The organism is Arthrobacter sp. 10L430 (genome assembly GCF_056395245.1).
This window is the reverse complement of record NZ_JBFTJD010000006.1, coordinates 178884-198161: the sequence shown is the minus strand read 5'-3', so window position 1 is coordinate 198161 and position 19278 is coordinate 178884. Positions and strand designations below refer to the sequence as shown.

The following is a 19278-nucleotide window of genomic DNA, read 5'->3' as shown; positions in this document are numbered from 1 at the left end:
TGGAGCACCAGGCGGGAGGCCCACGGCTCCGGCAGCCACGCGCCGTCGAGCTTTCCGTCCTGGAACAGCTTCAGCGTCTGGGCGTTCTCGGTGGGATTGATTTTGACGTCCCCGCCGCCGTCGGTGTTGGTCTTGAAACCCTGCTTGCCCAACCAGGCGCGCAGCGCCACGTCCTGGGTGCCGCCCAGCTGCGGCGATGCCAGCGCCTTGCCCTTCAGGTCCGCGGCCGTCTTGATCTCCGGCTTGACCACCAGCTGCGCGCCGCCGGAGGCTGCCCCGGCGATGATGCTGATGGATTCGCCCTTGCTCTTGACGAACGAGTTGATGGCCGGGTTCGGGCCGATGTAGGTCGCATCGATGGCCCCGGCGTTGAGCGCCTCGATGGCCGCCGGGCCGGCGTTGAACACCTGCGTGGACAGCTTGGTGCTGCCCAGGTTGTCCTTGATAAAGCCCTGATTGACGCCCACCAGGGCCGCGGCGTGCGTGACATTGCCGAAGTAACCGAGCTTGAGTTCCGTGGCGGGACTGGTGGTGACGGCGGTGTTTGCGGCTGCGGTGTCAGTGTTGCGGATCGAGGTGGCGGCTACTGCGGCGCCTGCGCCGAGGACGGCCAGCAGGCCAACGGCGATGCCTATTTTGAGCCGGCGGGGGCGATTGGGGCGGGTCTCTCCCGCGGCGATCCGGGTGGATCCCGGATTGTCCTTTGACGTCGACATGGTGTTCCTTCGGGGGTTTGTTGGGGGTGTTGGACTGAGATTACGTAGAGCCTCAACCCGCCCACAATGGCCGCCGTAGCAGGGGTTCACCGGAGGTCGCGGACGTTCACGGGAGGTCGTAAACCGTTAAAAATCCTCCGGCGCCGACCTCAGCGTCTCCAGGACCGCAGGCAGGAGGCGCTGGTTCCGTCCCCATACCGGATCGAGCAGTTCGACGTACCAGGAATCCGCCAGGACGAGGGCGAGCGTTTCGTTGCTCTCCTCCGCCCAGTCCCGGATCTGCTCCGACTCGATGGGGCTCTCGCTGGTGCCCAGGACGGTGGCGACGTCGTCGCCGTCGAGCGTCACGGGAATGGACGCGCGGCTCATCTCGCCCGGGGCATGGGCGATGGCAACAAATTCCGTCTGCGTGGAAAGCTGCAGGAGGCGCCGGGCCGACTCCGTGGAGCAGAAACCCGTGACGTACTCCCGCTGGGCATGGCTGGCGTCCGCTGCAAGTCCCGGCTGGGATTCCTTCGTGAAGAGCCCGCTGCGGTTGATCTCGGCCAGTTGCCCGGCGATGGGCCGCGTTTCGGCATCAAAGTCCGGGGCCAGCGTTCCCGCCTGGTATTCGCTCTTGCCTTCCAGCCACCGTGCGGTCAGCTCCCCGGCGGCGGCCAGTGTGGTTGCCTGCCGCCACACTTCCCTGTCCACCAGGAGCCGGCCGTAACTGTCCCGTTCGTCCGTGAAGTGATTGTTCATAGTTCGAGACTAGACGCGGCTGCTGCCGGCCGGACAGGGGATATGACGCCTGCAGACGCCGGATTAACCGCCGTTACGCCATCGATTGCTCCGTAACGGCCCTTATCCCGTGCCAAAACGGCAGTTACGGAGCAGTCGACGGGGTGCCGCCCGACGGGTCAGTGGGAGTCGCTGTGTACGGTGTCCGCCGGGGTTCCCACGTTGCTGTACCAGCCTGGCACGGCTGCTGCCAGGCCCAGGGTTCCGACCGCGATTGCCGCCACGACGGCCAGCGCGCGGAGGTGTGCCCGCCCCACCGGCCGGGCGGTGAGCCTGCCCCTGGTGCGGAGCAGGGCGGCGGCCGCCACCAGCGTGCCAAGCTCAAGGACACAGGCGGCGGCATCGGCCAGGCCCACAGCCTCAGGCACGCCGGCCTCCGGGCCGAAGGGCAGCCCGGCCGTGCGGGACCACAGCCACACCGCCAGCGGAACGGCCGAGGCGGCCGCGACCGCACGGAGGACGTTCGGGCCCGGCCGTCGCAACACCAGGACCCCGCCGGCCAGCTCCGCCAATGCCAGAACAAGGAAGAAAACGCCGGCCGCGGCCCAATGATCCTGATGCTCCGGTATCACTGCGATGTGGATGGCGGCGCTGCCGAACAGTGCCACCGCCGCGAGCATTTGCCAGAGGTTCGTTCCGCCGGTCCCGTCGTGGCGAACCGGCCGCTTCCGGGATTGGCTGACATCCAGCCGTCCGCCCCGCATCGCCACCGTCCACCCGGTCACCACGATGTTGGTGACCAGCAACAAGCCGGTGCCGTAGGCCAGCGCCGCGAGCTGCAGCCCGAGGGATGCCTGGTCCAGCTGTTGCACGGACTGGACGGATGACGCGTGGTGCAGGGAGCCCATGAGGTCGCGCTGCAGGGCGTAGTCCCAAACCTCGCTGGCGGCAAGGCTGGCGGTTCCGGCCACGGTTGCCGCTGTGGCGATCAGCAGGGCCGTGGTCAGGAAGGCCATCTTTCCGGAGAGCGCAGGCCCGAACCACCTCAGCGCCAGCGTGATGGCCGCCAGCACGGCGAGGACGAACACCGGGAGTATGGCGGTTGACTCGCGAAGCCAGCTCGCGAAGGGCTCCTGGGTGCGTTCGATGGCCCCCACGGCGCCCCTCAGCGACACCATCCAGAACCCGTCAACATAGGCCAGCAGCACCGCCAGGGGCAGCAGGGTCCGCCAGGGTACCGCCGCGCGGACCGGCGCCGAGGCGCCGGTTCCGCTGGCGATACTGGCCGGTGACGCTGTCATGGCGTGATTTCCCAGCCGAACATCATGGCGTGGTCCTCGTGGGCCAGGTTGTGGCAGTGCGCCACGTACGGCCCTACGAAGTCCCGGAAGCCGCGGTAGATGATCGTCGACTCGCCCGGATCCAGGGCCACCAGATCTTCACGTGAGACATCATCGGGATGGCCCTTGTCGCCGCCGCGGGTGACGTCCCTGCCGCTCCGCATGACCACCCGGTGTTCCTCCATGTGCAGGTGGAAGGGATGGACCCAGCCTCCGCCGCCGTTGCGGATCTCCCAGAGGTTGTAGCTGCCCTTCTTCTGCTGGGCCAGCGGTGACCGGCCGGCGCGGTTCTTGAGGCTGGTGGCGACGGTGTGGGGGGTGAAGGGTTTGCCGTTGATGAGCCACTCCGTTTCGCCTCCGCCAGAGCCGCGCTCCACCTCGAAGATCAGCCGGTTGTCCATCATGCTCTGCCAGTTGCTGGGCAGTGGCGGGAGCTCACGCATCATCCCCGTGGGGATTACGCTGTCGTCGGGAGCGTCGTCGCCGATCACGAACTTGAGCATCGGGACCTTGTACTTCGGGTCGGGGGAGAACCGGGACGAGTTGGACCACATCCGCCCGTTCGGCATCTTCATGACGTTGGTCAGATAGATGACGTCGCCCTTGGTGGTGGGTGTGCCGTCCTGGTAGCGGCTGAAATCGATGACCACCTCGCGGCGCTTGGCCGGCCACAGTTCGAAGGAGCTGCGCTTGACCGGGAACGGCAGGAGCCCGCCGTCCGAGGCAATCTGAGTGAATTCCATGCACTGCTGCGCGTCCGGGATGCGGTACTGGCCCTCAAGCTCATCCCCCTTGTATCCGAGCGAGACAGCGGACTTCGGTCCCTGGGTGGAGCTCATCAGCTTGAACTCGTAGATCCGGGCGATGGACGCGTCGAGGAACCGGAAACGGTACTTGCGCCGCTTCACCTCCATCACCGGGCTGGCCGTGCCGTTGACGGTGAAGATATCGCCGACAAACCCGTGGTTGGGGAAGTGCTTGTAGAAGGTCTTGCCCCACCACTCCGGGTGCTTGGCAGGGTTCTTGGCGTCCGGGAACTCCTTCTGCACGTCGTGGATGTCCTTGTGCATGGTCACGCCGTCGTCGAGCCGGCAGTCGTAGAACGCCAGCGGGACGTCGTAGTCCACGTCGAAGGATCCGTCCGGGTTGTTCTTGCGCACGCCGGGCAGCCGGAGTCCCTGGCGCTCGTCCCCCATGTCCATGCCGTTCTTCGGGTCATAGATCGGGTAAAGGCCCACCATGCCCTTGTAGACGTTCGAGCCGGTGTGGTCCATCCGGTGGTCGTGGAACCAGAAGAAGCTCTGTTTTTCCCGGTCATCATTGCCGGCGGGCCAATTAAGGTACAGGTTGTCGCAGAACGTCTTTGGCAGGTAGCCCTCGTACTTGGGTCCCGCAGTCATGCTGTAGTGCGGGTTGCCGTCGCTCTCGGGCGCGGTATGGCCGTTGTGCAGGTGGGTGAGGAAGGACCAGTCCGGTGATCCGAAGTCCTGGCGGTCCAGGTTCATCGGGTTCTCGTCCAAGTGGTTCTCGAAGCGGACCAGCGCCGGCCTGCCGTACTCGGCATTGATCATCGGGCCGGGGAAGGTCCCGTTGAAACCGTAGATTGTGCTCATAGGCAGGTTCCGCTTAGTGCCGGCCGCATACGTCTTCCGCTTGTCGTCAAACGAGATCGTTGGCCGGCCGTTGGCGTCGATGGGCAGCACCTGCGAGGTGGTGAAGGCATGCTGCCGCAGCAGAATGTCGATTTTGTAGATGAGGGGGTCCGGGGAGCCTATCTTGTTCGGCCAGATCTGGTGCTGCTCGTTCTTAAAGGAGCTCTGCTGGCCCTGACCGGGGCCTGGCGGGTCGTTCCACTCGGTGTAGCCCTTCGTGAAGCTGTCACCCACGGCCGGCGTCGGGGCCAGGGCCTTCGGGATGGGCAGCGGGTCGCTGAACGGGGTGAGGATCAGCGGGCTAGTGGGGAACGACTCGATGTAGAACAACAGATCGCCCAGTGCCGTGGACGAGGCGGCGAACGCGCCGTCGGGCGAAAGGAGTCCCTTCTGCGCGAGCAGGGGGCCTGCCCAGCCCTGCGCCGCGACGAGCGCGGCGCCGGCTCCTCCGGCTGCCCCCAGCCGCAAGAGCGTACGGCGGGATACCCCGCCTGTGTGTGTAGATTCCTGCGACATCTGATTGCGCCTCCTTCGTTTAGGGGCCTGAAATGCCCCGCGGCCCCCGGTCGTCTGTACCCAGGCCGTTCCCCGAGCGTTATGATCACCGGGAACTCCATGCCTTGCGGGGCCGACAGTGCGTTGTCGTTGCCCCGCGCAACCACTGTGGGGTGCCGGACTTGGGAAAACATTGTTATCCGCAGGGTGCATGACCCCTCAATGGGATGGGTATTGGAAGGCCCGCCCGCAAGGTGATCGTCGGAACCACGAACGACGGCGGCACACTTCTCCAGCGGAAACGCCGGGCCAGTTAGTGGGAACCGTTGCTTGCGTCCCGGCATGCGCATAGCCTGTGTCTCGCAAGTGTTCTTCAAACCTTGTTGGGGGGAGGCTTGAACAGCCTTCATCTCGAGGGGCACTTGCCGAAAAGGCTGGCTCCACGGTCTCAGCACGCCTGGAGCCAGCTTCGGCACTTCTGGACGCGAAAACTCCGGCGGCAGGCAGCACACAATCCGCTGCCCCAAAGACAGGCTTCAGCACCGTCCCGGGGAATCGGCTCCTGAACATTCGTGCATTAATCTGGGCTGCTCCCGCCAGGTCATCCCGTGCAGGTCCTCCCACGCCACGCTCGTACTCGCCAGTAACTTAGCGGCGTGGGAGGCGGATCGCCTTTGGTCAGCGCGCCAGCGGCGGCCGGGCTGAAAGCATGCACAGACGTGCAAAGTCATGTGGGCAGGCGTGCGACCTGCCTAGCATCGATGGACCGTCCCATGACGCGGATCACACGAAAGTGACCGTCCCGGCCGGCGCACGTCCCGCAGACACGCAAAACGAAGAGGTTTCCATGTCGCTGCTCAAGAAAACTGTCTCCATAGCCGCCGTCGCGCTCCTTGCCGGCTGCCTCGGTGCGCTGCCCGCCCAGGCCGACGCCGTCGATGTCTCTCCTCCCGGAGCCAATGACTGGTCCTGCAAGCCGTCGGCGGCCCACCCCTATCCGGTGGTCCTGGTTCCCGGGACCTTCGAGAACATGGCGAAGAACTGGGTCACCATGTCTCCGTACCTCAAGAACGCGGGGTACTGCGTCTTCGCCCTTAACTACGGCGAAACCAACGGAGTGGACGCCACGGCACCCGTAGCCGACTCCGCCCGGGAGCTCGCGCCGTTCGTTGATGCTGTGCTGGCTGCCACGGGGGCGAAGAAGGTGAACCTGGTGGGACACAGCCAGGGTGGAATGATGCCGCGCTACTACATGGGATTCCTCGGCGGAGCGAAGAAAGTCAACCAGCTCGTGGGAATCGCACCATCCAACCACGGAACGCAGGGAGTAATTGCCCCGCCGCCGGACTTCGCGCCGCCGGTGGCCGGCTCCGCCGGTTTCGCCTGCGCCGCGTGCGCAGACCAGCAGGCCGGCTCGGCGTTCCTGCAGAAACTGAACTCCATCGGGGACACGGTGGCAGGTCCTGCCTACACCGTGATTTCAACCACGCACGATGAGGTGGTCACTCCCTACCAAAGCCAGTTCCTCTCAGGTCCGGCGAGGCAGGTCACCAACATCACCATCCAGGACAAGTGCCCGGCCGATCTGATCGAACACGACCAGACTCCCAACGACCCCGTGGTCCGGCAGCTCGTTGCCAACGCTCTCGGGATGTCGGCGGGTCCCGCCGACCCCGCCTTCCAGCCCAGGTGCCTCTAACGGATCATGCCGCCGCAACGTGCTCAGAAGAGCGGGGCGAGCCCGTTCCAGCCGGCCCCCACCCGCACACGTGAAAGGAAGGTGCCGGCGCCGCTGCCGGGGTAGAGCCACAGCACGCCGGCGGCGTCACGCGCCAGCACGTCAGCGGTGCGGTCACCGTTGAAGTCGCCCGGGCTGACGACGGCGGTCATGACGTTCCAGCCGACGCCTACCCTGACGCGGGGGAGCCAGCCGCCGGTACCGCTGCCGGGGTACAGCCACAGCAAGCCGGTGGCTGTTTCCCGTGCCAGCACATCCACGGCACCGTCGCCGTTGAAGTCGCCGGGGCCCACGAGGGCATTGAAGACGTTCCACCCGGTGCCCACCCTGACGCGCGGCAGGAATCCTCCGGTGCCGCTGCCGCGGTACAGCCAGAGGGCTCCGGTGGCGGTTTCACGCGCCAGGACGTCGACGCGCTGGTCGCCGTTGAAGTCACCCGGCCCAATGATGGCGCTGAAGATGTTCCAGCCGATGCCCACCTTAACGCGGGCCAGGAATCCGCCGGTGCCGTTGCCGCGGTAGAGCCAGAGGTTGCCGGTGGCCATCTCACGGGCAAGCACGTCCAGCGGGCCGTCGCCGTTGAAGTCGCCAGGGGTCTCAAGTGCGTTGAAACCGTTCCAGCCGGTACCGATGCGCTGGCCGGGAAGCCTGCCGCCGTGCCCGGTCCCCGGGTACATCCGCAGCTCTGCGGTGGCCGTGACCCGGGCCAGGATGTCGGTGTTCCAGTCCCCGTTAAAGTCCGCCGTCGACCGCGACAGGGCGGACGCAGGGACGGGCAGGGGAGTGAACGCGTACGGGTCACAGGTCAGGTCGTAGTCCCGGACGTCGTCGTACCACTGTGACAGGTACACACGCCCACCGGAGAAGCTGGGCTTGCGGCAGAGATCGAGGGCCTCGGAGGGGAAATCGAGACGGCCGGCCGTGGCCCAGACGGGCACGCCGGGCAGCCGCCAGGAACCGGTAATGCTTGCCCAGCCGGAGGCGAAGGAATAGACGCCATAGGAGAAGCGGGCATCCCGCAGGCCGCGCATCAGGCCCTCGATGACATATCGGTTTTCGCGCTGCTGCAGGGCAGTGGCCGTGGGCCAGGGCTGGGCGGGCCGGGGTTCGACGTCGATCCAGACCACCCGCGGCGTGAATCCTGTCCGGGTAAGGCTGGCCACTGCGAAACGTGCTTCGGCGTAGCCCACGTTGGACAGCTGGCCGGCCCGGGTGGCGGCAGACCACGGCCCCTGCGACCGGTACGTTGTGAGCTGCGCCGCGGTGGGGAACGCCGCCATGTTGTACGCCTGGGCGGGCTTGCCGCTGGTCCTCACGAAGCCCACCTGGCTGGCAAGGCACGGGTTTTCGGTGAAGGGGAGACCCTTCGTCAGGCCCACCACGACGAACTGGGATGACGCGGGCGGGAGAGGCAGGCCAAAGCCGCCGACCGCCGTCGGGCACTGGGGCCAGGAGATGTCGTGACCCCTCAGCGATACTGCCTGCGCAGGAGATGCAGCCGGAATGTAACCGAGGAGCAAGGCCAGGAAGACGAGGAGCCCGGCCAGGAGGCGCCGCGTCGACACCGCAGTCATTGCGACCACCCGCTCCCGACGGCGGCCACGGGGCAACCGCTGATGTTCCGACCGCCGATGTACGTTGCGGGGTGTACCAGCGCGGAATCGCGGGCTTCGCCGTCCATTGCCGTTCGCTCCTTTGCCACCACCAGTTTACGTCCGGAGGCGGCGCCGGGCTTCAGCGGGCGGGCTGGATCCCCGAATCCCTGATGTACTGGGCCACGCGGTCCCCGGCAAGGGCCGTCCTGATCTTGGTGATGGCTGCCGGGTCCTGCAGAACTATTGACCGTCCGTCGTCGGACGTGCCGACACCCGCCGTGGGAAGGGCAAAAAACACGCCGTCCTGCAGGCGGATGTTCCGCAGGCTGTACGCCAGTCCCGCCACGGCTGGCGCGTCCAGGCCGGCATTGACGGCGAAAAACGAGGAGACGGAGCTGACCACCTTACGGAGCGTCTCCGGGTTCGTCAGCGTTTTCGGGCTGAGGAGCTTTGCGATCAGCGCCTTCACGAAGGTCTGTTGGTCCCGCACCCGCTGGTAGTCGCCGTCAGCGAATGCGTAGCGCTCGCGGACAAACTCAAGTGCCTGGGCGCCGGTGAGGGTCTGCTTGCCGGGCCTGAACACGTGGCCGCTGTCGTGGGTTGAAGTGAACGGCGTCCTGACGTCCACTTCAACCCCGCCCAAGGCGTCCACCAACCCCGTGAATCGTCCGAAGTCGATCAGGACAGTGTGGTCGATGTGCACCCGGAACAGTGACTCGACGGTCTGCGTCATAAGGGGTACGCCTCCCAAAGCCAGGCCGTCATTGATTTTGGAGAAACCGTGGCCCGGAATGGCAGCCCAGGTGTCCCGCATGACGGAGATCCCGTAGGCATGCCTGCGGTCCGCGGTGATGTGAACCATGATGATCGCGTCCGCCCGCTGGTCCGTGGCGACCCTCGCGGCGGCCGCCTTCGCATTCGGCTCCCGGGTGTCGCTGCCCAGCAGCAGGATGTTGACGCCCCGCCCCCGGAGCTTGTCGACGGGGACCGCGGGAGCCGAAGGCGTCGGCTTCGGCGAGGGAGTGGCGGTGGGGGATACGGACGTTGCCGCAGGAATGGCCGGGGCGGCCGCCCGGTTGCCAGGGTGGCCCTGTACCCAGACGAAGACGCCTGCCAGGACGGACACAAGGACCCCCAGCGTTACAAGGAACAGCAGCACCTTAGGCTGGACGCGTCGTCGCTGGTCGCTCATGGGATAACTATGTGCCTGAAATGACCCGATGGGAAAGGACTCGCCGGGCGACCTGAATGTGCCCTGAAAAAGCCCGGAACCGGTGCGGCTTTTGTCCCTTCCACCCTCCGCAGCCCCGGACGGGGCTACGGAGTCAATGGTGGAACTAGCTGGCTCGGAAGAGGTCCTTCGCGACCGCCATGGCGGACATCGCCTTCGGCCAGCCAGCGTAAAAGGCCAGGTGGGTGATCACCTCGATGAGCTCCTGCTCGCTGGCGCCATTGTCCTTGGCCCTGCCCAGGTGGTGGGCCAGCTGCTCAGTGCTGCCGCTCGTGACGAGACTCGCGACCGTCACCAGGCTGCGCTCCTTCGGGGTCAGCTCCGGCCGCTCCCAGACCTGGCCGAACAGGACATCGTCCGTGAAACCCACCAGTGCGGGCGCGAAATCGCCGAACAACTTCTCCGCGCCAGAAGGTTCCTTAGTGTCTGCCATTGTCTTCACTTTCTCGGTAGTCGTTCAGTGCCGATGCGCCTGTGGCAACGCTTAGCTGAGGGTGGCGGTGTCTATGACGAAGCGGTACCGGACGTCGGAGACCAGGACGCGTTCGTAGGCGTCGTTGATCTTGCTGGCCGGGATGACCTCGATCTCGGCGCCGAGCTGGTGTTCGGCGCAGAAGTCGAGCATTTCCTGGGTTTCGCGGATGCCGCCGATGGCGGAGCCTGCGAAGGACCGGCGCCCCATGATGAGTGAGAACACGTTCACCGGGAGCGGTTCCGCCGGTGCGCCGACGTTGACCAAGGCGCCGTCGAGGGTCAGCAGCTGCAGATAGGCGCTGATGTCGATCTTCGCGCTGACCGTGTTGATGATCAGGTCAAAGGTGCCCGCGAGCTGTTCGAACGTGCCGGGATCGCTCGTGGCGAAGTAGGCGTCCGCACCCAGGCGCAGGCCGTCTTCCTGCTTCTTCAGGGACTGGGAGAGAACAGTGACGTCGGCGCCCATGGCGTGGGCGAGCTTGACGGCCATGTGGCCGAGCCCGCCGAGGCCGACAATCGCGACCTTCTTGCCGGGGCCGGCACCCCAGTGGCGCAGCGGCGAGTAGGTGGTGATGCCGGCGCACAGCAGGGGAGCGGCGACGTCGAGTTCGATGCCCTCAGGGATGGTGACCACGAAGTCTTCGGTCACTACGACGTGGGTGGAGTAGCCGCCCTGGGTGATGGTTCCGTCGCGGTCCGCGGCACCGTAGGTGCCGGTCATGCCGGCGAGGCAGTACTGCTCCTCGCCCTTGAGGCAGTTGGCGCACTCCTTGCAGGAGTTGACCATGCAGCCGACTCCGACGCGGTCGCCCACCTTGTGCCGGGTGACCCCGGCTCCGATCTCGGTGACGATGCCGGCGATTTCGTGGCCGGGGACCAGCGGGTACTGCTGGGGTCCCCAGTCGCCCCGGACAGTGTGAATGTCTGAGTGGCAGATGCCGGCGTACTTGATCTCGATCAGGACATCGTGGGCGCCGACGTCCCGGCGCTCGATGGTGGTGGGAACGAGTTCCCCGTCAGCGGACGGGGCGGCGTAAGCGTTGGCGGTAAGCATGTGTCTCCTGTTTCAGGATCGGTTGGCAATGTCACGCCGCCAGAGGGGATCACCCGGCGGACTTGTCGGCCGCGAGCGGGGCGGGGCACCATCCATACAACCCTGTTTGGTTCGGATGAGGGAGTCACTGCTGATACAGGTACTGGCAGGGACTCCCTCCGGGCCCCGCAAACTCCTAGCCTTGAGGCTATGGATAACCGCAACGAGATCCGTGACTTCCTCGCCTCCCGACGCGCCAAATTCAGCCCGGAACAGGCTGGACTGCCGGTGTACGGCGGTAAACGGCGGGTGCCCGGACTCCGCCGAGGGGAGGTGGCGACGCTTGCGGGCGTGAGCGTCGAGTACTACACCCGGCTGGAGCGCGGAAGCCTCGGCGGCGTGTCGGAGAGCGTGCTTGAGGCGTTGGCCAGGGCGCTTCAGCTCGACGACGCCGAACGGTCGCACCTGTTCGACCTGGCCCGGGCTGCCAACACCACGAAGCCGCGGCGGCGTCCCGCCCAGCAGCGCGTCCGGCCGAGCGTCCAGTTCGCCCTCGATTCGATCACCGACGCTCCGGCGTTCGTGCGTAACGGGCGCATGGACATCCTGGCCGCCAACCGGCTGGGCTATGCGCTGCACTCCGAGATGTACGTCAGCCCGGGGCGGCCGGCGAACTACGCCCGGTTCATCTTCCTGGAGGAGGAACGCTCCCGCCGTTTCTTCCCCGACTGGGAGCTGGCGGCCAACAACATGGTGGCCATCCTGCGCGCCGAGGCCGGCCGCGACCCATTCGACCGGGGACTGAGCGACCTCGTGGGCGAGCTCTCAACCCGCAGCGATGAGTTCCGCATCCGCTGGGCCGCGCACAACGTGCGCCGCCACACCACCGGATTCAAGCACTTCCACCACCCCGTCGTCGGCGAGCTGCACCTGATGTTCGAGGCGATGGACCTCTCCGCGGACACCGGACTGTCACTGTTCATCTATCCGCCCGAGCCCGGTTCTCCCTCCGCGGACGCCCTGCGGCTCCTGGCGAGCTGGGCGGCAACGCAGGCCGTGGCTGCCGAAAGCCAGACCGGGCGTGAAGTCGAGGCCGAGCGGACCTCGGCAGCCAAGGCCCCGGCCGCCAAGACACCGGCCACGCGGCAGGACTCGGCCCCGGCGGCCGCGGGGGACGGCGTCTGACCGTGCCCACGTAGACTGGCAGGATGCGGTTGGTAGCAAGTGACATAGACGGAACGATCCTTGGGCACGACGGAAAAATCAGTGACCGCACGGTCCGGGCGTTCCACGCCTGCCGGGAGGCCGGCGTCGAACTTGTCTTTGTCACGGGCCGCCCGCCGCGCTGGCTGCACCCGCTCGAAGAGCAGCTGGGGCACACCGGCACGGTGATCTGTTCGAACGGCGCGGTGGTGTGGGACCTCGAGGCGGGGCAGCTGGTATCCGCCCGGACCATGGCCCTCGCGGACGTTTTCGAGGCCCGCCGGATCATCAAGACACTTCGTCCCGCAGCCCTGTTTGCCGCCGAGACCCTCACCGGCTTCCACCTGGAACCGGGCTTCATCGAGAACGGCTCCAGTGAGCTTCTTTCCGAGTTCACCCCCGCTCCGCTGGCCGAGACGCTCACGGCGGATGACGCCGTCGTGAAGTTTCTCGCCATCGTCCGCGAAGGCACCGCGGATGACTTCCTCGCGGAGGTGACTCCCGCCGTCGGTAATCTCGCCACCGTCACGCACTCGGCACCCACAGTCGCCATGCTGGAGCTGTCGGTCCCCGGCATTAACAAGGCCGTGACGCTGGCTGAATACGCTGCGTCGCGGGGAATCGACGCCGCGGACGTGGTGGCCTTCGGTGACATGCCCAACGACATCGAAATGCTCCGCTGGGCAGGCCACGGTTACGCGATGGCCAGCGGCCATCCGGAGGCGATCCGCGCCGCCGGGCAGCAGGCGCCGCACTTTGACGACGACGGCGTGGCCCAGATTCTCGAGGAAAAGCTCGCCGAACTCGGCGTCAGGCTGCCGTAAAACGGCCGTGGCTCTGCCCTTTTTCTCCCCTTCGGGTCCTGGAGCCAGTGAGGCTGGCGGCCTGCCCGTCGCCATGGCCCACCGCGGCTTCTCCCGCGACGGACTGGAGAACTCCATGGCAGCGTTCCGCGCCGCCGTCGGGATCGGCTACCGGTACCTGGAAACGGACGTGCACACGACATCCGATGGCGTGCTGCTCCTCTTTCACGACGCGGCACTGGACCGGATCACGGACGGCGCCGGACGGATCGCGGAGCTGACCGCCGCCGAGGTAGCACGGGCCAGGATCGGGGGCCTGGAACCGGTGCCAACGTTCGATGAACTCGTGGCCGCCTTCCCCGACGCAAGGTTCAATCTCGACGTCAAGGACTGGAACTCAGTCCGCAGCCTCGCGGCCGCCATCGAGCGGCACGCCCTGCACGACCGTGTCCTCATCGCCAGCTTTTCGGACCGCCGACGCCGGGCGGTACTGCGGCTGCTGAGCCGCCGCACTGCCTCCTCCGCGGGGACGGCGGCCAATGCCGCCTTCGTGGCACTCTCGCCGCTGCTGGCCGTGCCCGGTGTGGGTGCGCTGGCGCGGGCGGTCGTGGGCCGTGTGCTGCGCGACGTCGATGCCCTGCAGGTGCCGGTCCGCTACCGTGCTGTTCAGGTGGTGACCCCCGGCTTTGTCCGCCGCGCCCACGACCTGGGGCTGTACGTCCACGTGTGGACCATCAACGAGCCGGCCGAGATGCACAGGCTCCTGGACCTCGGCGTGGACGGCATCGTCTCCGACCGCGCCGACCTGCTGAGGGAAGTTCTGGTGAGCCGCGGCGCCTGGTCGTAGACGGACCCTCCGGGGTGGACGTCCCAGTCGGACGTCCTAGCCGCGGCCGACGCCGGTGGAGGGGTCCTCGCCGCCTTCCGAGGGATCCGCGCGCAGCTCGTCGGGGTCCGGATCCGGAAGTCCGGCCGAGCCTGCGACGTCACGGGGAACGTCCGGGGTCTCCGTCGCACCGATGTCTGCTGAGTCCTCAGAACCGCCGGGACCGCCAGAACCGCCGTTCCCGGCCGGGCCCGGGCCCTGCGGCGCGGAGCTGGACAGGCCGGCTTCCCCGCCGTGCGAGGCGTCGCCGTCGTCGTCCATTGCGTTGGAGCCTTCGCTGATAGAGGAGTGGACCTGGACGTCGTCGTCCTTCGTGCCGGGTTCCGGCACGTGCGCGTCATCCGTTGGCTCTGACGTCCCCGCCAGATCCTCCATGGCGTTCTCCGCTGCTTTTCCAATGCTGTCGCCGATTCCCATCAGCTTGCTCCTTTGGCCATGTCCGGCGTGGCCGGACTTCTCGGCATCTGACTGTTCCAGAATTATCAGCATGCTTACAATTAGTCCAGTGCCCCCGGGCACCGGAGGGCCGAGCTCCACCGTCACCAAAGTCCGTTGTATTTGCATACGATCCTAACCACGGAGGACCGCAGGAACATGAGCAGCTATCACCCCGAAAACGACCCCGCCAACCCGGACCAGCCCGGCTCAACCGACGCTGCCGGCGAAAAGGAGCATGGAACCGAACGGGAAGACCCGGCCGGTTCGCCCAACCCTGACCCGCTGAATGGAAACATCACCGGACTTGAGCCCGGCGGAGGCGTGCCGCCGGGTGAGACGCCGCCGGCGGAGGACCAGATGAGCGGGGACCAGGGGCACGAGGAGTAGTCCAGAGTCCATACTCCGAGGGCAAGGCAAGCCCGGTATCTTTCACTTGAGCAGGGGAGTCTTCAATGGCTGATCGGCTGGTTGCTGACGTAATGGTGGAACGCCTCAAAGCCTGGGGCGTGGACAGGGTCTTCGGATACAGCGGCGACGGCATTAACGGCTTCATGGGTGCCCTCCGCCGCGCCGGCGACGGCGGCAAGTCGGGCGGCGTCCAGTTCGTCCAGGCCCGGCACGAGGAGACTGCCGCATTCATGGCCGTTGGCCACGCCAAGTACACCGGGGGAGTGGGCGTGGTGACGTCCACGCAGGGACCTGGTGCGGTGCATCTCCTGAACGGCCTTTACGACGCCAAGCTGGACGGGGTCCCGGTCGTGGCGATCATCGGGCAGCAGAGCCGCAGCGTGCTGGGATCTGCGTACATGCAGGAAATCGACCTCCTGACCCTGTTCAAGGACGTGGCGGCACAGTTTGCGCAGATGGTGAGCACCCCGGAGCAGCTTCCCATGGTCCTGGACCGCGCCTTCCGCACGGCGCTTGAGACGCGGACACCGTGCGTCGTGATCGTCCCGCACGACATTCAGAAGGCCCCGGCGCCGGAACTGGAGCAGGAGCACGGCATCATCGTGACCGCACCGGAATGGCGGCCCGCGCGGGTACTGCCGCGCGAGGACGACCTCGTGAAGGCCGCCGAGGTGCTGGACACCGGCCGCAAGGTGGCACTCCTGGTGGGCCAGGGCGCGAAGCATGCCCAGGCCGAGGTAGTGGCCATCGCGGAAAAGCTCGGCGCAGGCGTCACCACCAGCCTGCTGGGCAAGCCCTACGTCGACGAGACCCTGCCCTTCGCCGCGGGCACCATGGGACACCTTGGTTCCACGGCCAGCGCCCACCTGATGGGACACTGCGACACCCTGCTGATCATCGGTTCGAACGATCCCTGGACCGAGTTCTATCCCAAACCGGGCGCCGCCCGGGCCGTGCAGATCGACATCGACGGCCGGAAAGTGGGCAACCGCTACCCGGTGGAGGTGGGCCTCGTGGGGGACGCTGCGGAAACCCTGCGGGAACTCACCGCACGCCTCGGAAACGGAGCCGCCGGCGAAAGCGGCGAGGGGGCGGTCAGCGAGGCCCGCAAACAGTGGCGCGCCGGTGTGGAGGAGCAGGTTCACAGCTGGCACGCGCTACAGGAGGAGCGCTCACGCGTGCCGGCGAAGCCGGTCAACCCGGAACTCGTGGTGCGAGAGCTCAACGGCCGGCTCCCGGCCAACGCCCAGGTGAGTGTCGACGTCGGCAGTTGCGTATATTGGTACGCCCGCCAGCTGACCCTTCCGCCCGGAGTGCCGGTGCACCTGTCCGGGACTCTTGCCAGCATGGGCTGCTCCATTCCGTACGGGATCGCGGCCAAGCTTGCCCGGCCGGAGCGGCCGGTGGTGGCGCTGTCGGGCGACGGCGCCATGCAGATGGCGGGGATTGCAGAACTGGTGACCGTCGCACACCGCTGGCGGCAATGGGCTGATCCGCGCTTTGTGGTCTGTGTCTTCAATAACCGCGACCTCGCCGAAGTCACGTGGGAGCAGCGGGAAACAGAGTCCGAGCCGCGGTTCCCGGACAGTCAGGAGATCCCCGATTTTCCGTATGCCGGCTACGCGGAACTGCTGGGCCTGACGGGGATCCGGGTCGATTCCCCGGAGCAACTGGCCAGCGCCTGGGACCGCGCCTTTGCGGCGGACCGCCCCGTGGTGATCGAGGTCCTGACGGATCCGGACGTCCCGCTCCTGCCTCCTTTCCCCGCAGGCGCCGAGAAGCTGGACGGCATGCGGTCCGCCCTCTCCGCCGAAGGGCCGGACGGAAGCGGCGCCCGTGAACTCCTGGACACATACGCCGGCCAGGAGGAAGCACGCGCCTGATGGCGGGCGCGTGCTCCGGCCAATCAGTGGTTCAGGGAGCCCGCATGACGGAACCGGCAAGCGCGCGTTCCTGAGCCTTGCTGGCAGGATGGTGCCATGCGCATCCTCATCGCCCCGGACAAGTTCAAGGGTTCCCTCACCGCCATCGAAGCCGCCGCCGCCATCGCCGAAGGCGCCCTCCGCGTCTATCCCGACGCCGTAGCCGACCAGTTTCCGGTGGCCGACGGCGGCGAAGGGACGCTCGAAGCTGCCGTTGCCGCCGGGTACGAAGAGCGGCTCAACGCCGTCGTCGGGCCCATTCTCGCCCCAATCGGCGCGGCGTGGGCGCTGCGGAAGGATGCTTTCGGCGGAGCCACGGCTGTGATCGAGACTGCCCAGGCTTCCGGCCTGGCCCACATGGAGCCGACGCCGGAGAACTCCCTCCGCGCCCACAGCTATGGCTGCGGCCAGCTGATTGCCGCGGCCCTGGACGCCGGCGCCACGGAGATCGTGCTGGGCGTTGGCGGTTCGGCCATGTCCGACGGCGGCAGCGGCGCCCTGCGTGCCTTGGGGCTCAAGCCCCTGGACACGGCCGGAAACGTGGTGCCGCTGGGCGGCGGATCGCTCGCGGACGTGGCGGCCCTGGATGTCTCGGGCCTCGATCCCCGCCTGTCCGCCGTAAACTTCCGGATCGCCGTCGACGTTCAGAATCCGCTGTACGGCGCCGACGGCGCGGCACACGTCTTCGGCGCGCAGAAGGGTGCTGATGAGGACGCCGCCGAAAAGCTCGACGCCGGCCTGCGCAACTGGGCTTCCATCCTCAGGGAGGCCACGGGCCGGGACGTCAACGTCCCGGGATCCGGAGCGGCGGGCGGCTTCCCGGCGTCGTTCCTGGCCTTCACGCACGCCACACTCGAAGGCGGCTTCGCCCTCGTGGCCGGGCTGACCGGGCTGGCCGAGCAGCTCAAGGACGCCGACCTCGTCATCACCGGCGAAGGTTCCATGGACTCCCAGTCCCTCACCGGAAAGGCACCCATCGCGCTCGCGGACGCCGCCCGGGAACGGGGCATCCCGGTGATCGTGGTGGCGGGGCGGATCCTGGTCACGCCGGAGGACCTGGCCGAACACGGCGTGGTGGCCGCGGCGCAGCTGCTGGACGTCGCCTCAAGCCCGGAAGACGCCATCGCCAACGCCGCAAAATACCTTGCGTGGGCCACTTCCCAGGTGCTTGAAGGCGCTTAACGCTGCATGCTTCGCCCCTAGGCCGGACCTTGCTGGACAGGGGCGCTCAGGCGCCGGTTTCGTAGTGCGGTTCGGCGACGGGTTTGGATTCGGGGGACCCCTTCTCGCGCAGGTAGACCGATGTTCCCACCAGCACCGCCACGGCGAGAAACTCGCTTTGCCAGTTCTGGAAAGACTCGAACCAGAACCGGCTCGTGGCGAAGTAGCCCCAGACGCTTACTGTCGGCCGGCCGTGGCTCTCCTGCTCGCTGTTGTAATCGTCGGCGCCACCGATGCCGTGCAGCACGAACGAGGCCAGGAACAGCAGCAGGAACATGATCGAAAGGGAGTGTTCATAAAGCTTCAGCACCACTCCGCCGCGCTTCACGGGCCACGGGGTGGCGTCCTTGATGGTGGCATCGCGGGGATCCTCGTCCTGCGGCGCGTCCTTTCCCATGGGTTTGGATTCCGAGGAGCCCTTCTGGAAAAGGAACACGGTGAGGATGACGTACATGCCCATCTGCAGGAATTCGGACTCCCAGTTTTCAAACGTGGCTTCCACAAAAGCGCCGGTTCCCAGATATTCCGCGACGGTGACGGCCGGCTGCCCGTGAGCGAGCTGGTCTTCGCTGTAGTTGCTGGCGCCGGTGAGGATCATTCCGCCAAAGAACGCCAGGAAGAGCCCCACGTTTGCCAGCAGCAGCCCGTGTTCCTTGGCCCATTTACGCATTGTTCCTCCGTGCTCTTTTGATTGATGCCCCGCCCTCACTGGAGCGGAGCCGGCAGTTTCTGTCCGGGTTCCGGGCCTGCTATCTCAGGGCCTGCCGGTGAAGATGCAGGGGGACGTAAACGAGGAGGACGGCCAGCACCGCGAGCAGTATCAGCCCTGCGGTCAGTCCGACGGTGCGCCCGGCCGTGACGTCGAAGACCAGCGCCGCCGTTCCGACGCTGAGGCATGCCACGCCGCCCAACGCGATCTTGGTGATGTTGTCCGCGCTGGACACCAGAGTCTCCTTGAGCCGGTGGCGGAACAGCCGCCGGTGCACGCTGACCGGCAGGAGGATGAAGGCGGTGGTCAGGGCGGCAAGCGCCACATTCACCAGATAGAGGCCGATCTGGAAGTCGTCGAGTTCCTTGAACCGCTGCTGAAAAGGCAGGGTCAGCAGGAAGCCGGCAAGGATCTGCACGCCCGTCTGCAGCACCCGCAGCTCCTGCAACAGCTCCATCCAGTTGCGGTCGAGCTGTTCCTCGCGGGTCTCATTCCTGCCGCTGCCTGCTGGGGCGTCCGGATCACTCATGCATCGACCTCCATCTGGCCTCAGGCGGGCCCGCCTGCTCCCAACGTAGGCTCAAGCCGGACCGAATTCAACAACTGCTAAGTTTGCTGACTAATATCTATCAGGATGTGGACTTGGTCCTCAAACCTGCGTTAGGTTCGAGGAGTCGGACGCCGAATGGCCTAC

The 19278-nt window shown here is 66.8% G+C and carries 18 protein-coding genes; 7 read left to right on the top strand and 11 right to left on the bottom strand.

Features of this window, described 5'->3' with window-relative positions; genetic code table 11:
- The 4 genes from AC1DDG_RS09320 to AC1DDG_RS09305 all read right to left on the bottom strand — a co-directional run.
- A partial coding sequence (locus AC1DDG_RS09320; RefSeq protein ID WP_476875843.1) for an ABC transporter substrate-binding protein occupies positions 1-716 on the bottom strand: 716 nt, incomplete at its 3' end.
- Positions 717-842: 126 nt separating this feature from the next.
- Positions 843-1457, bottom strand: a complete 615-nt coding sequence (locus tag AC1DDG_RS09315; RefSeq protein WP_476875842.1) for a DUF6919 domain-containing protein — start codon at positions 1455-1457, stop codon at positions 843-845.
- A 158-nt stretch (positions 1458-1615) separates the two neighbouring features.
- Positions 1616-2737, bottom strand: a complete 1122-nt coding sequence (locus tag AC1DDG_RS09310; RefSeq protein ID WP_476875841.1) for a hypothetical protein — start codon at positions 2735-2737, stop codon at positions 1616-1618.
- The gene (locus AC1DDG_RS09305; protein WP_476875840.1) at positions 2734-4944 is read right to left on the bottom strand and encodes a multicopper oxidase family protein; all 2211 of its coding nucleotides are present in this window, start codon (positions 4942-4944) and stop codon (positions 2734-2736) included. Before AC1DDG_RS09305 ends, AC1DDG_RS09310 begins: the two co-directional genes overlap by 4 nt.
- An 826-nt stretch (positions 4945-5770) precedes the next feature.
- On the opposite strand from AC1DDG_RS09305, the gene AC1DDG_RS09300 reads away from it, so the two are divergent.
- Positions 5771-6622 (top strand): lipase family alpha/beta hydrolase, encoded by an 852-nt coding sequence (locus AC1DDG_RS09300; RefSeq protein ID WP_476875839.1) that lies wholly within the window; start codon positions 5771-5773, stop codon positions 6620-6622.
- A gap of 23 nt (positions 6623-6645) precedes the next feature.
- Here the strand turns inward: AC1DDG_RS09300 and AC1DDG_RS09295 are convergent, their stop codons facing one another.
- From AC1DDG_RS09295 to AC1DDG_RS09280, 4 genes are all read right to left on the bottom strand, one after another.
- Positions 6646-8235: an FG-GAP repeat domain-containing protein gene (locus AC1DDG_RS09295; RefSeq protein ID WP_476875838.1), complete on the bottom strand. Its 1590-nt coding sequence runs from the start codon at positions 8233-8235 to the stop codon at positions 6646-6648.
- A 160-nt stretch (positions 8236-8395) separates the two neighbouring features.
- The gene (locus AC1DDG_RS09290) at positions 8396-9448 is read right to left on the bottom strand and encodes an LCP family protein (protein WP_476875837.1); all 1053 of its coding nucleotides are present in this window, start codon (positions 9446-9448) and stop codon (positions 8396-8398) included.
- Positions 9449-9593: 145 nt separating this feature from the next.
- A complete protein-coding gene (locus tag AC1DDG_RS09285) occupies positions 9594-9920 on the bottom strand; it encodes a carboxymuconolactone decarboxylase family protein (RefSeq protein ID WP_476875836.1) in 327 nt (108 codons plus the stop codon).
- Positions 9921-9971: 51 nt separating this feature from the next.
- Positions 9972-11015, bottom strand: a complete 1044-nt coding sequence (locus tag AC1DDG_RS09280; protein ID WP_476875835.1) for an NAD(P)-dependent alcohol dehydrogenase — start codon at positions 11013-11015, stop codon at positions 9972-9974.
- A gap of 189 nt (positions 11016-11204) precedes the next feature.
- On the opposite strand from AC1DDG_RS09280, the gene AC1DDG_RS09275 reads away from it, so the two are divergent.
- Genes AC1DDG_RS09275 through AC1DDG_RS09265 form a run of 3 tightly spaced genes read left to right on the top strand, consistent with a single transcriptional unit; the run spans position 11205 to position 13847 of the window.
- Positions 11205-12179 (top strand): helix-turn-helix transcriptional regulator, encoded by a 975-nt coding sequence (locus AC1DDG_RS09275; protein WP_476875834.1) that lies wholly within the window; start codon positions 11205-11207, stop codon positions 12177-12179.
- A gap of 23 nt (positions 12180-12202) precedes the next feature.
- Positions 12203-13021, top strand: a complete 819-nt coding sequence (locus AC1DDG_RS09270) for an HAD family hydrolase (protein WP_476875833.1) — start codon at positions 12203-12205, stop codon at positions 13019-13021.
- Positions 13022-13028: 7 nt separating this feature from the next.
- Entirely contained in the window at positions 13029-13847 is an 819-nt protein-coding gene (locus AC1DDG_RS09265; protein ID WP_476875832.1) for a glycerophosphodiester phosphodiesterase family protein, read from the top strand.
- Between the two features lie 36 nt (positions 13848-13883).
- Here AC1DDG_RS09265 and AC1DDG_RS09260 read toward each other — a convergent pair whose 3' ends face one another.
- Positions 13884-14303, bottom strand: coding sequence for a hypothetical protein (locus tag AC1DDG_RS09260; protein WP_476875831.1), 420 nt, complete (start codon positions 14301-14303; stop codon positions 13884-13886).
- Between the two features lie 177 nt (positions 14304-14480).
- Here AC1DDG_RS09260 and AC1DDG_RS09255 point away from each other — a divergent pair, with 177 nt between their 5' ends.
- From AC1DDG_RS09255 to AC1DDG_RS09245, 3 genes are all read left to right on the top strand, one after another.
- Positions 14481-14711 carry a DUF6480 family protein gene (locus AC1DDG_RS09255; protein ID WP_476875830.1) on the top strand — a complete coding sequence of 77 codons (231 nt, stop codon included), beginning with the start codon at positions 14481-14483 and terminating at the stop codon, positions 14709-14711.
- Between the two features lie 65 nt (positions 14712-14776).
- On the top strand, positions 14777-16615 hold the full coding sequence (locus AC1DDG_RS09250; protein WP_476875829.1) for a thiamine pyrophosphate-requiring protein: 1839 nt from the start codon (positions 14777-14779) through the stop codon (positions 16613-16615).
- Positions 16616-16711: 96 nt separating this feature from the next.
- Positions 16712-17836, top strand: coding sequence for a glycerate kinase (locus tag AC1DDG_RS09245; protein ID WP_476875828.1), 1125 nt, complete (start codon positions 16712-16714; stop codon positions 17834-17836).
- Positions 17837-17882: 46 nt separating this feature from the next.
- On the opposite strand, the gene AC1DDG_RS09240 is transcribed toward AC1DDG_RS09245, so the two are convergent.
- Both AC1DDG_RS09240 and AC1DDG_RS09235 read right to left on the bottom strand, forming a co-directional pair.
- A complete protein-coding gene (locus AC1DDG_RS09240; protein ID WP_476875827.1) occupies positions 17883-18545 on the bottom strand; it encodes a DUF6766 family protein in 663 nt (220 codons plus the stop codon).
- 79 nt (positions 18546-18624) lie between these two features.
- On the bottom strand, positions 18625-19113 hold the full coding sequence (locus AC1DDG_RS09235; protein WP_476875826.1) for a DUF6328 family protein: 489 nt from the start codon (positions 19111-19113) through the stop codon (positions 18625-18627).
- Positions 19114-19278: the final 165 nt, after the last annotated feature.